This is a genomic window from Pseudomonas argentinensis (assembly GCF_001839655.2).
GTDB lineage: Bacteria > Pseudomonadota > Gammaproteobacteria > Pseudomonadales > Pseudomonadaceae > Aquipseudomonas > Aquipseudomonas argentinensis_B.
The window spans coordinates 4,669,023-4,681,116 of record NZ_CP056087.1; the positions used below are offsets into that span (position 1 = coordinate 4,669,023).

The window sequence follows — 12,094 nt, forward strand, 5'->3', positions numbered from 1 at the left end:
GCAGGCATGAAAAAGCCCCGCGATTGCGGGGCTTTTTCATGGGGTTTGCCGCCGCTCAGGACGGCGGTGCGGCCGCGCTGGCCGGCGCGGTCTGGGTACGTTCGTTCCAGCCACCACCGAGGGCCTTGTACAGGTTGATCTCGCTGGTGAGTTGCGACAGGCGTACGCCGATCAGCTGCTGCTCGGCACTGAACAGCTGGCGCTGAGCATCGAGCAGGGTCAGGTAGCTGTCCACGCCGGTACGGAAACGGCGGTCGGCCAGGTTGTAGTAGTCCTCGGAAGTTTCCACCAGGCTGCGCTGGGCCTGCAGTTGCTCTTCGAACGTACCACGGGCGGCGAGGCCATCGGCGACTTCCTGGAAGGCGGTCTGCACCGCTTTTTCGTAATTCGCCACCTGGATGTTCTTCTGGATCTCGGCGTAGTCGAGGTTGGCGCGCAGGCGACCGGCCGTGAAGATCGGCAGGTTGATCTGCGGCTGGAACAGCCAGGTACCCGAGCCACCGTCGAACAGACCCGATAGCTGGCTGCTGGCGGTGCCGGCGTTGGCGGTCAGGCTGATGCTCGGGAAGAACGCCGCGCGGGCTGCACCGATGCTGGCATTGGCAGCGAGCAGTTCACGCTCGGCCTGCAGCACGTCGGGGCGGCGTTGCAGCAGGTCGGACGGCAGGCCCGCCGGCACCTCGGCCAGCAGTTGCTTGTCCAGCCCTTCGCCCTGGGGCAGGTCAGCTGGCACCGCCCCCCCGAGCAGCACGCCCAGGGCGTTGCGATCCTGGGCGACCTGACGGGTGTACTGCGCCAGGTTGGCCTGGGCGGTCTGCACCGACGTACGCGCCTGGCTCAGGGACAGGGCATCGGTCACCCCGACGTCGAAGCTGCGCTGGGTCAGTTCCAGGCTGCGCTGGAAGGTGCCCAGGGTTTCGCGGGTCAACTTGAGCAGCGCCTCGTCGGCCTGCAGCGTCAGGTAGGCGTTGGCGACGCTGGCGATCAGGCTGATCTGCGTGCTGCGCTGCGCCTCTTCGGTGGCGAAGTACTGCTGCAGGGTCTGCTCGTTGAGGCTGCGCAGGCGCCCGAAGAAGTCCACTTCCCAGGCATTCACACCGACCGTGGCGCTGTACTGGCCACCGACGGTGGAACGGCCGGTCTGCGACAGGTCGGCGGGCGTCCGCTGACGGGTGCCGCTGCCGTCGGCCGAGACGTTGGGGAACAGCTCGGAACGCTGGATGCGGTACTGGGCCTGGTAGGCCTCGACATTCAACGCCGCCACACGCAGGTCGCGGTTGTTGTTCAGCGCGGTTTCCACCAGGCGCTGCAGCGCCGGGTCACGCAGGAACTCGCGCCAGCCGAGATCGGCCGCGGCGATCGAGCCCTGCACGGCGCTGCCCTGGTACGCCTGGCCCTGGGGCCAGGCAGTGTCGACGGGGGCGTTGGGGCGCTGGTAGTCGGGGATCATGGTGCAGCCGCTGAGCACGATGCTCGCCACGGCTAGAGACAACAGGGACTGCCTCACTGGACGGCCTCCTCATCGTTGAGTTTTTTGGCGCTCTTGTCCTTGAACATCGAGCTGACCACCACATAGAACAGCGGAATCCAGAAGATCGCCAACACCGCCGCGGTAAGCATACCGCCGATCACGCCGGTACCGATGGCATGTTTGCTGCCGGCGCCCGCGCCGCTGGAGATCGCCAGCGGAACCACCCCGAGGATGAACGCCAGGGAGGTCATGATGATCGGGCGCAGTCGCATGCGGCAGGCCTCGACCGCCGCCTCGAGATGGCTCATGCCCTGCTCGTGCAGCGCCTTGGCGAACTCCACGATAAGGATCGCGTTACGTGCCGACAAGCCGATGGTGGTGATCAGGCCCACCTGGAAGAACACGTCGTTGGACAACCCGCGCCCCAGGGTGAACAGCAACGCACCGATGATACCCAGGGGAACCACCAGCATGACCGAGAACGGAATCGACCAGCTCTCGTAGAGCGCCGCCAGGGCCAGGAACACCACCAGCAGGGACAGCGCGTAAAGCGCCGGTGCCTGGGAACCGGACAAGATTTCCTCGTAAGACTGGCCCGTCCAGGAGAAGCCGATGCCTTCGGGCAGTTCCGCGGCGATGCGCTGCACTTCCGCCATGGCTTCACCGGAGCTGTGGCCCGGCGCCGGCGTACCGAGAATCTCGATGGCGCTCACCCCGTTGTAGCGTGAGAGCTTCGGCGAGCCGTAGGTCCACTCTCCCGAGGCGAAGGCGCTGAATGGCACCATCTGTCCCTGGTCATTGCGCACGTGCCACTTGTCGAGGTCCTCGGGGTTCATCCGCGAGGAGGTCTCCCCCTGCAGGTAAACACGTTTTACCCGCCCCTTGTCGATGAAGTCATTGACATAGGCACCACCCCATCCGACCTGCAGCGTGCTGTTCACATCCGATAGGGACACACCCAGGGTGCGTACCTTCTCGTCGTCGATCAGCAGCCTGTACTGCGGCTCGTCGAGCAGGCCGTTGGCCCGCACGCTGCTGAGCACCGGGCTCTGGTTGGCCAGCTGCAGGAACTTGTCCCGCGCCTGGTTCAGGGTGGCCTGGCCGACGCCGGCACGGTCTTGCAGGAACAGGTTGAAGCCGGTGGCATTACCCATTTCCATGACCGCTGGCGGGGCGAAGGCGAACACCATGGCATCGCGGAACTCACCACCGAAGAAGCGCCCCTGGGCCCGTTGTGCCAGGTCGAAGACACTGGTCCCCGCCTCGGTACGCTCGGACCAGGGTTTGAGCATGATGAACGCCATACCCGAGCTCTGGCCACGGCCGGCGAAGTTGAAGCCGGTGACGGTGAACACCGAGTTGACCACGTCCTTCTCGTCCTCGAGCAGGTAACGGCGCATGTCATCGACCACCGCCTGGGTACGCTCGGCGGTGGAGCCGGACGGCGTCTGCACCTGGGCGAACAGTACGCCCTGGTCTTCCTCGGGCAGGAACGCCGAGGGGATCAGGGTGAACAACCAGGCCATCACCCCGACGATCACCGCGTAGATGATCAGGAATGGCGCCTTGCGCTTGATCACACCGCGCACGCCGCGCTCGTAACCGTTGACGCTGCGCTCGAAGGTGCGGTTGAACCAGCCGAAGAACCCGCGCTTCTCGTGGTGCTCGCCCTTGGCGATCGGCTTGAGCATGGTGGCGCACAGCGCCGGGGTGAAGATCAGGGCGAGAATCACCGAGAGCACCATGGCCGACACGATGGTGATCGAGAACTGCCGGTAGATCACCCCCACCGAGCCGCCGAAGAAGGCCATCGGCAACAGTACCGCCGAGAGCACCACGCCGATGCCCACCAGCGCGCCCTGAATCTGCCCCATGGATTTGCGCGTCGCCTCTCGTGGCGACAGGCCCTCCTCGCGCATCACCCGCTCGACGTTCTCCACCACCACGATGGCGTCGTCCACCAGCAGGCCGATGGCCAGGATCATGGCGAACATGGTCAGGGTGTTGATGCTGTAGCCGAACACCGCCAGTACGCCGAAGGTACCCAGCAGCACCACCGGCACGGCCAGGGTGGGAATCAGCGTGGCGCGGAAGTTCTGCAGGAACAGGTACATGACCAGGAAGACCAGCACGAAGGCTTCGATCAGGGTCATGATCACGCCATGGATCGACTCCTGCACCACAGGGGTGGAGTCGTATGGCATGACCACTTCCATCCCGGCCGGGAAGAACGGTTTCAGCTCATCGATGGTGGCGCGGATCGCCTTGGCGGTATCCAGGGCGTTGGCGCCGGTAGCCAGACGAATCGCCAGGCCGGAGGCCGCGTTGCCATTGAACTGCGCGCGAATGTTGTAGTTCTCGCCCCCCAGTTCGACACGAGCCACGTCACCCAGGCGCACCTGGGAACCGTCGCGGTTGACCTTGAGCAGGATGTTGCGGAACTGCTCGGGAGTCTGCAGGCGGGTCTTGCCGATGATGGTGGCGTTGAGCTGCTGGCCTGGCTCGGCGGGCAGACCACCGAACTGGCCGGACGACACCTGCACGTTCTGCGCCTGCACGGCGCTGCGCACGTCGACCGGGGTCAGCTGGAAGTTGTTGAGCTTGGCGGGATCGAGCCAGATACGCATGGCGTACTGGGCACCGAACACCTGGAAGTCACCGACGCCCGGGGTGCGGGAAATCGGGTCCTGCATGTTGGCGACGATGTAGTTGGACAGATCCTGGTTGGTCATGCTGCCGTCAGTGGACACCACGCCGATCACCAGCAGGAAGTTACGTACCGACTTGGTGACGCGCAAGCCCTGCTGCTGGACTTCCTGAGGCAGCATGGGAGTTGCCAGCTGCAGCTTGTTCTGCACCTGAACCTGGGCGATGTCCGGGTTGGTGCCCTGGTTGAAGGTGACGATGATCTCCATGCTGCCGTCGGAGTTGCTCGCCGAGCTGATGTAGCGCAGCCCGTCGATGCCGTTCATCTGCTGTTCGATCACCTGCACCACGGTGTCCTGCACGGTCTGTGCCGAGGCACCCGGGTAGTTGACCTGGATGCTCACGGCAGGCGCGGCGATGCTAGGGTACTGGTTGACCGGCAGCTTGAGAATGGACAGACCGCCGACCAGCATGATCACCAAGGCGATCACCCAGGCGAAAATCGGCCTGTCGATGAAGAAATTCGACATCGTGTAATCGCTCCTTAGCGGGTTTCAGCCTGGTCAGCCGCGGCCTGCTCTGGCGCAGCCACGTTCTTCGCTTCGGTGGTTTTCACCTCGGCACCCGGTTGCACGAACTGCAGGCCTTCGGTGATCAGCTTGTCGCCGGACTTCAGGCCGTCGAGCACCAGCCAGCGGTTGCCAGCGGTACGCTCGGCCTTGAGCTGGCGCAGCTCGACCTTGTTCTCGGCGTTGACCACCAGGGCGGTCGGTTCACCTTTCGGATTGCGCGTCACACCTTGTTGCGGCGCGAGGATGGCCTGCTGGTTCACGCCGGCGGGCAGACGAGCGTGTACGAACATGCCCGGCAGCAGGGTGTGATCCGGGTTGGGGAACACGGCGCGCAAGGTCACCGAGCCGGTGCCCTCATCGACCGACACCTCGGAGAACTCCAGAGTGCCTTCGTGCTTGTAGGTGCTGCCGTCTTCCAGGCGCAGCTGCACCTTGGCGGCGGTGTCGCTGGCCTTCTGCAGCTGCCCGCTCTCCAGCTCGCGGCGCAGGCGCAGCAGATCCTTGGTCGGCTGGGTCACGTCGACGTAGATCGGGTCGAGCTGCTGGATGGTCGCCATGGCATTGGTCTGGCCGTTGCTGACCAGTGCACCTTCGGTGACCGCGGAGCGGCCAACGCGACCGGCGATCGGCGCCAGCACCTTGGTGTAGCGCACATTGATGCGCGCCTGCTCCAGCGCGGCCTCGGCCTGCAGGCGAGAGGCCTGGGCTTCATCGTAGGCCTGGCGGCTCACCGCCTGATCGGACACCAGGCTCTTGTAGCGTTCGGCCAGCGACTTGGCCGAGGCCAGGGTGGCCTGGGCGCTCTTGGCGGCCGCCTCGTAGACCGCCGCGTCGATCTGGTACAGCTGCTGGCCGGCCTTGACCTCGGAGCCTTCCTTGAACAGGCGCTTCTGGATGATGCCATCGACCTGCGGGCGTACCTCGGCGATGCGGTAGGCCGCGGTTCTGCCCGGCAGCTCGGTGGTCAAGGTATAGGGCGCTGCCTGCAGCGTGACGATGCCGACAGTCGGCGCCTGACGCGGTGGCGGGGCAGCCTCATCGCTGCAGCCAGCGAGCGTCAGCGTGGCCAGAGCGATAGCGGAAACCATAGCGGCGAAGGCTGGCTTCTTCTGCATCTGAAAGGACCTCATGTCTAAGTGATTCGAGCCGCGGGGGGCGATACCTGGCAGATAGCCGAGGTGGATGCTGGGAAATAGACGGCAAATATACTTACGTTCGAGAATGTTTGTAAACGCATCTTTTTGTGTGACACTGCGCGCCTGTGTGACCCCGGCCAGGGGTTTTGATCCGAATTTTTTACGCCCTGGAAGCCGCTCTATGGCCAGACGCACCAAAGAGGAAGCTGAAGAAACCCGCGCGCAGATTCTCGATGCCGCCGAGCGGGTGTTCTACGCCAATGGCGTTTCCGGCACCTCGCTGGCGGACATCGCGAGCGCGGCCGGTGTCACGCGCGGCGCTATCTACTGGCACTTCCAGAACAAGGTCGACGTGTTCCAGGCCATGCTCGACCGCCGCCTGTTGCCCCAGGAAGAACTGGCCCGCGCGTGCGAAAGCGAGGACGAACCTGACCCACTGGGTAACATGCGTCAGTTGCTGGTGCAGCTGCTGCTGCGCATGCATGCCGACAGCGAATGCCGGCGTGTCGGAGAAATTCTGCAATACAAATGCGAGTACAGCTCCGAGCTCGGCGGCTTGCGCCAGCAGATGCAGGTGTTCCAGCAAGAATGCGACCAGCGCATTGCCAGAACATTACGCAATGCCGTGAACCGCGGCCAATTGCCCGCCGACCTCGACTGTCAGCGCGCGGCGATCTGCCTGCATGCCTACATGGACGGCCTGCAGGCCCACTGGCTGCTCAACCCCGCGGCCTACGACCTGCAAGCCCATGCCCACGCGATGGTCGATGCGCTGCTCGACATGCTGCAGCACAGCGAAGCGCTGCGTACCCGCTGACCGCCCTGGGACCTCGTGCCCATGGCCAGGGCGCGCCAGCCATGCTTAGATCCGCTGCACGCTCCTCGCGACTCAGCCGCCAGACCTGTACAAGAGGATGGCCATGCCCCCACGTACCCTGCTTCTCACCGCCGCCGCCATGCTGGCCTTCGCCGGCAACTCGCTGCTCTGCCGCCTGGCCCTGAAAACCACTGGGATCGACCCCGCCACCTTCACCAGCCTGCGCCTGTTCAGCGGCGCCTTGATGCTGGCCCTGTTGCTGCGACTGCGCCACCGCTCGGCTGCGATGGCGGGAAGCTGGCCGGGGGCGGCGGCGCTGTTCGCCTACGCCGCGGCGTTTTCCTTCGCCTATGTCAACCTGGATGCAGGCGTTGGCGCACTGCTGCTGTTCGGCGCCGTGCAGATCAGCATGCTGCTCTGGGGCTGGCGCCAGGGCGAGCGACCGGGGTCGATGAGCCTGGCCGGTCTGCTGCTGGCCTTTGCCGGCCTGCTGGCCCTGTTGCTTCCCGGCGCCAGCGCACCGCCGCTGGCCGGCTCACTGCTGATGCTGATCGCCGGTATCGCCTGGGGCGCCTACTCGCTACTGGGACGCACCGCCAACGATGCGCTGGCGGCGACTACCGGAAACTTCGTGCGCAGTATGCCGATGGCCGCCTTGCTCAGCCTGGTGCTGCTGCACAGTGCGAGCTGGGACCCGAGCGGCGTGCTCTACGCCCTCGCCTCCGGTGCCCTGGCCTCCGGGCTCGGTTATGCCATCTGGTACAAGGCCATCGCCAACCTGAGAGCCATCCAGGCTGCCACCGTGCAGTTGAGCGTGCCGATCATCACGGCATTGGCCGGCGCCCTGCTACTGGGCGAAGCGCTGAGCCTGCGCCTGGGCCTGAGTTCGCTGGCCGTGCTGGGTGGTATCGCGCTGGTCCTCTGCGCCAGACGGCGCGCGACGGCCTGAGCCGAACGCCACCTGCTGCGGTCACAACTGCACGATCAACGACGCCGGAGAATTGCCATGCGCCCGACACTGCGCCACTTGAGTGCCCTGCTGCTGATCGCCGTGCTGGCCGGCTGTGCGTCATGGGCACCGCGCGACCCGCTGCATATCGACCTGGTCGGTCTGGAGCCGCTGCCGTCGCAAGGACTCGAGGCGCGTTTCGCGGTGAAATTGCGGGTGCAGAACCCCAACGAAAGCGCCATCGACTTCGACGGCATCTCCCTTGCCCTGGATATCAACGACCAACCACTGGCACGTGGGGTCAGCGATCAACGGGGTCAGGTGCCGCGCTTTGGCGAGACGCTGATCAGCGTGCCGGTAACCATCTCGGCCTACTCGGTACTCCGTCAGGCCTGGGGCGCCAGCACCCACCAGCCCGGCCAGAGCCTGCCCTATCAGCTGCGCGGCAAGCTCGCCGACGGCCTGTTCGGCACCCGGCGTTTCAGCGACAGCGGCCAGCTGACCTGGCCACCGGCGCAACCAGCGCTCAGGTAGTGGGCTCGTTCTCTGGGCGGATTTCCTTGTCGCCGGGCTCCTTGCCCTCCTCGGCGACGTGCTCGATGACGGCGTTGAGCTCGGCGCCAAACAGCAGCACCGCGCAGGAAATGTGCAGGTACAGGAGGAAGATGATGATCGCGCCGATGCTGCCGTAGGTAGCGTTATAGTTGGCGAAGTTCTGCGCGTAATAGGCGAAGCCCACCGAGGCGGCGATCCACACCACCACCGCCAGTACCGAGCCCGGGGTGATAAAGCGGAAACGCTGCTCGACATCGGGCGCCACGTAATAGACCACCGCCACCACGATCATCAGCAGGAACACCGCCACCGGCAGGCGCAACCAGGTCCACAGGGTGACTACCACCTGCTCGATGCCGATCTGGTGTGCCAGCCAGTTCATCACCTGCGGGCCGAGCACCATCAGCGCGGCGGCGGTGAGCAGCGCCGCGGCGATGCCGATGGTGTACAGCAGCGACAGGGGGATGCGCTTCCAGGGCTGGCGCCCCTCCTTCACGCCATAGGCCTTGTTCATCGCGTCCATGGTCGAGCGCACCGCCGACGAGGCCGTCCACAGCGCCACCACGATACCGATCGAGAACAGCCCGGCTTTCTGCGTCTGCAACTGGTCGATCACCGGGTTGACCAACTCCACCGTGGACAGCGGCAGCAACAATTCGGCCTGCTGGCGCAGCCAGTCGAAGAACGGCTGCATGTCCAGCAGGCTGATCAGCGCGATCAAAAACAGCAGGAAGGGAAACAGCGAGAAGAACATCTGGAACGCCAGGGCCGAGGCATAGGTGGGCAACTCGTCCTCGATGAACTCGGTGACCGTCCTCTTCATCACCTGGAACAGGCTGACACCCGGCAACTGGGGAAAAAACATGGCGCCTCCACTGGCTATGGCGGGCCGTTCTCAGGCAGCCCACGACTCATCGGCAGGTGCAGTGCTCGGCGTCGACCGAACCACCACTCTGGTTTGGAGGCAGCGAAGCCGCCATGAGTTCGGGTTATCCGCACCCGCCCTGCACAACTGGCAACAGTCTCGGGCTGGATCACCGTAGGCGCAACGCTAGACTGGCCTGCTGTTTTTGATCAAGGACGCATCGATGCACAGGCACATACTCAACCCCGGCTCGGTCTTCGACACCCTCCAGTACGGTTTCAGCCAAGCGGTGATCAATCAGGGCGGGCGGCGCATTCACCTGTCCGGGCAGATTGGCGTAGACGAACACGAACGCCTGGTCGGCGATGACCTGGCCAGCCAGACCCACGCCGCGCTGCACAACGTGCGGCGGATTCTCGACGCTGCCGGCGGCAGCCTGCAGCACGTGCTGATGCTGCGTATCTATATCGCCGCCCAGGCGCGTGACGAACAGGCGCATATCGTCGATGCCCTGCGCAGCTTCTTCCCCGAACAGCCGCCGGCCACCTCCTGGGTGGTGGTCACCGGACTGTCGGAGCCCGACTGGCTGATCGAGATCGAGGCCGAAGCACTGTTGCCGGACGCCTGACGCCGATCCCCGGCGGCGGGTAAAACCCTATATAATCTGCGGCCTTTTTATCCACGGCCTCAGAAGGACACCCCGTGAGCACGTTGCCACCCTGCCCCGCCTGCAACTCCGTATACACCTATGAAGACGGCACCCAACTGGTGTGTCCGGAATGCGCCCACGAATGGTCGGCCAGCGACAGCGAGGCGGCGGGTGATGACGTCAAGGTGATCAAGGACTCGGTCGGCAACGTGCTGCAGGACGGCGACACCATCACCGTGATCAAGGACCTCAAGATCAAGGGCTCCTCGCTGGTGGTCAAGGTCGGCACCAAGGTCAAGGGCATCCGCCTGGTCGACGGCGACCACGACATCGACTGCAGGATAGACGGCATCGGCGCGATGAAGCTGAAATCCGAGTTCGTCAGGAAGGTATAAGCCGCTAGCGAGCGTCTACTGCACTGGCAGGAAGTTCAGAAACAGCAGGCTGTGGGCGTAATTCACGCCGATGCGCCGATACCGTTCGTCGAGCACGTCGCTCAGGTAATCCAGGCGGGCGACGATCTTGCCGAATTCCACGGCGAAACTCAGGTTGCGGCCGTTCTCGGACAGCTCGTTGGAGAGCAGCAGCGGGTTGCCCTGGGCGTCGCGCCGCGTGGCCAGCAGCCAAGTGGCCTTCTCGATGTTGCGCGCCGCGTTGTGCACGAACTGCGCATCGATGGAATCGGTGAGATAGAACTGGGTGCGTCCGCCGTGGGCGGTGACCACCATGCTGCCGATGGCGTAGATGAAGGCGCCGACCCGATCGCCCTGGAACTCCGGGCTCAGCGCATAGCTGAGAGCCACGATGTCCTGCCGGCCGGCCAGCGACGGCGGTGGCCGGCCCTGCTCGATGGCCTGTTGCACCGCCTGCTGCGCCGCCTCGCGGCTGCCCAGACCGGTCTTGTGCCATTCACGCGGGTTGCGCTGGTACAGCTTGTCCATCAGGCGATAGAGGCTGTTGAGGTTGTTGCGCATGCCGATCGTGGCCAGGCGATCGGAGTGGGTCTGGAACAGCTCGCTGGGGCTGGCCGCAGCGCTGTTGCTGGTGAAAGCGCCATTGGCCTGATTGCGTATGCAGCCACTCAGGCTGATGACCAGCGCCACCAGCAGCACGGCCCGCCAGCAGGCACCACGAAGCGACGGATACCGGGCCGTCAGCCTGCGCGGGGGTGCCGCTTTTCCAGTGAGAGAGACGTGCGCGCAATCCATTAACTCACGACCCATCCTTCTGCCGATGGCATAACACTAGCAACTGAATCGCCTTGATGCCCGTTACGACGTCGGCGCAAGTCGCCAACGCCAGCCACCGGGATAGACCTCCATGCATCCCGTAAAGTTTTCCGGCGAGGGTAAATCAGCCATGCAACGTCCAGGGGAAAGGCCGTGCAAGCCTGGCTTTGCAAACTTTACCCGTTGAGAAAGCTTCTCGATCAGCTTTGGGTGCTATGTTCCCAGCCCTTCAGGATTGCGGCATTCGGCTGCAAACCAGCATCCCAAGGAGCTCGCTCAGGTGAAGAAGGCCGCACTGTTTACACTTCTGACATTGGCAACGGCTGGCTGCAGCCATGATGGCGGGCAACGCCCCGCTACCTTCAAGGTCATCCAGGCGGGCCAGCAGGTCGAGATCGCCGGTGATCCGCAGCGGATCGTCACCTTCGACTACGGCAGCTACGACAGCCTGATCGCCCTCGGTGCCGGCGAACGAGTGCTGGCCGTGCCCGGCAACGTACCGCCCTACCTGGCGGAGAAAGCCGGCCAGACCAGCAATGCCGGCAATATGAAGGCCCCGGACATCGACGCCATCACGGCGCTGAAGCCGGACCTGATCCTGATAACCGGGCGCCAGGGCGAAAGCCGCCCGGCCCTGCAAGCACTGGCGCCGACCCTGGACATGGGCATTACCGGTGAAGATTACTTCGCCGGCATCGCCGATAACGTCAGGCTACTCGGCCAGCTCGTCGGCAAACCCGCCGAGGCGCAGCAGGCGTTGACCACCCTGCAGGGCAAGGCCGAACGCGCCCGTCAGCAGATCGCCGCTTCAGGGCAACCTACCCTGGTGCTGACCCACAACGAAGGGCGCTTCGCGCCAACCGAGAACGCGGTGATCTATTCGCTGCTGCAGGCGCCACGAGCCCTGCCCGCACCACCCCCACAGCCTGCCGGCACACCCCGCCAGCGTCCGCAGCCGCTGGACGCCGAGGCCATCGCCGCCGCCAGCCCCGAGGTGATCTTCATCATCGACCGCAGCGCCGCCATTGGCGCCACCGCGCTGGATGTCGCCACCCTGGCCGACTCGCCACTGGCGCGCACGCCGGCGGCCCAGGCCAAACGGGTCGTCTACCTGGATCCTGCGCTGTGGTATCTGTCCGGCGGCGGCCTGCAGAGTGTGGATCTGCAGATCGATCAGGTGCTGGCAGCCTATCGCCGATGAAGAA

11 protein-coding genes are annotated in these 12,094 nt (G+C 64.8%); 6 read left to right on the forward strand and 5 right to left on the reverse strand.

What is annotated here, in order from left to right:
• Positions 1 to 55: 55 nt before the first annotated feature.
• From SA190iCDA_RS21135 to SA190iCDA_RS21145, 3 genes are read right to left on the reverse strand one after another with little or no spacing between them, the layout of a single operon-like run.
• Positions 56 to 1,507 carry an AdeC/AdeK/OprM family multidrug efflux complex outer membrane factor gene (locus SA190iCDA_RS21135; protein ID WP_070887660.1) on the reverse strand — a complete coding sequence of 484 codons (1,452 nt, stop codon included), beginning with the start codon at positions 1,505 to 1,507 and terminating at the stop codon, positions 56 to 58.
• Positions 1,504 to 4,647 carry an efflux RND transporter permease subunit gene (locus tag SA190iCDA_RS21140; RefSeq protein ID WP_070887661.1) on the reverse strand — a complete coding sequence of 1,048 codons (3,144 nt, stop codon included), beginning with the start codon at positions 4,645 to 4,647 and terminating at the stop codon, positions 1,504 to 1,506. The genes SA190iCDA_RS21135 and SA190iCDA_RS21140 overlap by 4 nt, the downstream gene beginning before the upstream one ends.
• Positions 4,648 to 4,661: 14 nt before the next feature.
• Complete coding sequence (locus SA190iCDA_RS21145) at positions 4,662 to 5,804, reverse strand: efflux RND transporter periplasmic adaptor subunit (RefSeq protein ID WP_070887662.1); 1,143 nt, start codon at positions 5,802 to 5,804, stop codon at positions 4,662 to 4,664.
• Between the two features lie 202 nt (positions 5,805 to 6,006).
• On the opposite strand from SA190iCDA_RS21145, the gene SA190iCDA_RS21150 reads away from it, so the two are divergent.
• From SA190iCDA_RS21150 to SA190iCDA_RS21160, 3 genes are all read left to right on the forward strand, one after another.
• Positions 6,007 to 6,642 (forward strand): TetR family transcriptional regulator, encoded by a 636-nt coding sequence (locus SA190iCDA_RS21150; RefSeq protein ID WP_070887663.1) that lies wholly within the window; start codon positions 6,007 to 6,009, stop codon positions 6,640 to 6,642.
• Between the two features lie 103 nt (positions 6,643 to 6,745).
• Complete coding sequence (locus SA190iCDA_RS21155; RefSeq protein ID WP_070887664.1) at positions 6,746 to 7,591, forward strand: DMT family transporter; 846 nt, start codon at positions 6,746 to 6,748, stop codon at positions 7,589 to 7,591.
• 57 nt (positions 7,592 to 7,648) lie between these two features.
• Positions 7,649 to 8,125: an LEA type 2 family protein gene (locus SA190iCDA_RS21160; RefSeq protein ID WP_070887665.1), complete on the forward strand. Its 477-nt coding sequence runs from the start codon at positions 7,649 to 7,651 to the stop codon at positions 8,123 to 8,125.
• Here SA190iCDA_RS21160 and SA190iCDA_RS21165 read toward each other — a convergent pair.
• Positions 8,118 to 9,011, reverse strand: a complete 894-nt coding sequence (locus tag SA190iCDA_RS21165) for a YihY/virulence factor BrkB family protein (protein WP_070887666.1) — start codon at positions 9,009 to 9,011, stop codon at positions 8,118 to 8,120. The two genes, SA190iCDA_RS21160 and SA190iCDA_RS21165, sit on opposite strands and share 8 nt — an antisense overlap.
• A 223-nt stretch (positions 9,012 to 9,234) precedes the next feature.
• On the opposite strand from SA190iCDA_RS21165, the gene SA190iCDA_RS21170 reads away from it, so the two are divergent.
• Positions 9,235 to 9,639, forward strand: coding sequence for a RidA family protein (locus SA190iCDA_RS21170; RefSeq protein WP_070887667.1), 405 nt, complete (start codon positions 9,235 to 9,237; stop codon positions 9,637 to 9,639).
• A 74-nt stretch (positions 9,640 to 9,713) separates the two neighbouring features.
• Positions 9,714 to 10,055 carry a zinc ribbon domain-containing protein YjdM gene (locus SA190iCDA_RS21175; RefSeq protein ID WP_070887668.1) on the forward strand — a complete coding sequence of 114 codons (342 nt, stop codon included), beginning with the start codon at positions 9,714 to 9,716 and terminating at the stop codon, positions 10,053 to 10,055.
• A gap of 15 nt (positions 10,056 to 10,070) precedes the next feature.
• On the opposite strand, the gene SA190iCDA_RS21180 is transcribed toward SA190iCDA_RS21175, so the two are convergent.
• Positions 10,071 to 10,868, reverse strand: coding sequence for a hypothetical protein (locus tag SA190iCDA_RS21180; protein ID WP_083329897.1), 798 nt, complete (start codon positions 10,866 to 10,868; stop codon positions 10,071 to 10,073).
• A gap of 301 nt (positions 10,869 to 11,169) precedes the next feature.
• On the opposite strand from SA190iCDA_RS21180, the gene SA190iCDA_RS21185 reads away from it, so the two are divergent.
• On the forward strand, positions 11,170 to 12,090 hold the full coding sequence (locus SA190iCDA_RS21185; protein WP_170833984.1) for an ABC transporter substrate-binding protein: 921 nt from the start codon (positions 11,170 to 11,172) through the stop codon (positions 12,088 to 12,090).
• The last annotated feature ends 4 nt before the right edge of the window (positions 12,091 to 12,094 follow it).

What these genes read in the sequence shown, in the direction of transcription:
- SA190iCDA_RS21140 (WP_070887661.1), bottom strand. Translation starts at nt 4,647, where the DNA reads ATGTCGAATTTCTTCATCGACAGGCCGATTTTCGCCTGGGTGATCGCC.
- SA190iCDA_RS21145 (WP_070887662.1), bottom strand. Translation starts at nt 5,804, where the DNA reads ATGCAGAAGAAGCCAGCCTTCGCCGCTATGGTTTCCGCTATCGCTCTG.
- SA190iCDA_RS21150 (WP_070887663.1), top strand. Translation starts at nt 6,007, where the DNA reads ATGGCCAGACGCACCAAAGAGGAAGCTGAAGAAACCCGCGCGCAGATT.
- SA190iCDA_RS21155 (WP_070887664.1), top strand. Translation starts at nt 6,746, where the DNA reads ATGCCCCCACGTACCCTGCTTCTCACCGCCGCCGCCATGCTGGCCTTC.
- SA190iCDA_RS21160 (WP_070887665.1), top strand. Translation starts at nt 7,649, where the DNA reads ATGCGCCCGACACTGCGCCACTTGAGTGCCCTGCTGCTGATCGCCGTG.
- SA190iCDA_RS21165 (WP_070887666.1), bottom strand. Translation starts at nt 9,011, where the DNA reads ATGTTTTTTCCCCAGTTGCCGGGTGTCAGCCTGTTCCAGGTGATGAAG.
- SA190iCDA_RS21170 (WP_070887667.1), top strand. Translation starts at nt 9,235, where the DNA reads ATGCACAGGCACATACTCAACCCCGGCTCGGTCTTCGACACCCTCCAG.
- SA190iCDA_RS21180 (WP_083329897.1), bottom strand. Translation starts at nt 10,868, where the DNA reads ATGGATTGCGCGCACGTCTCTCTCACTGGAAAAGCGGCACCCCCGCGC.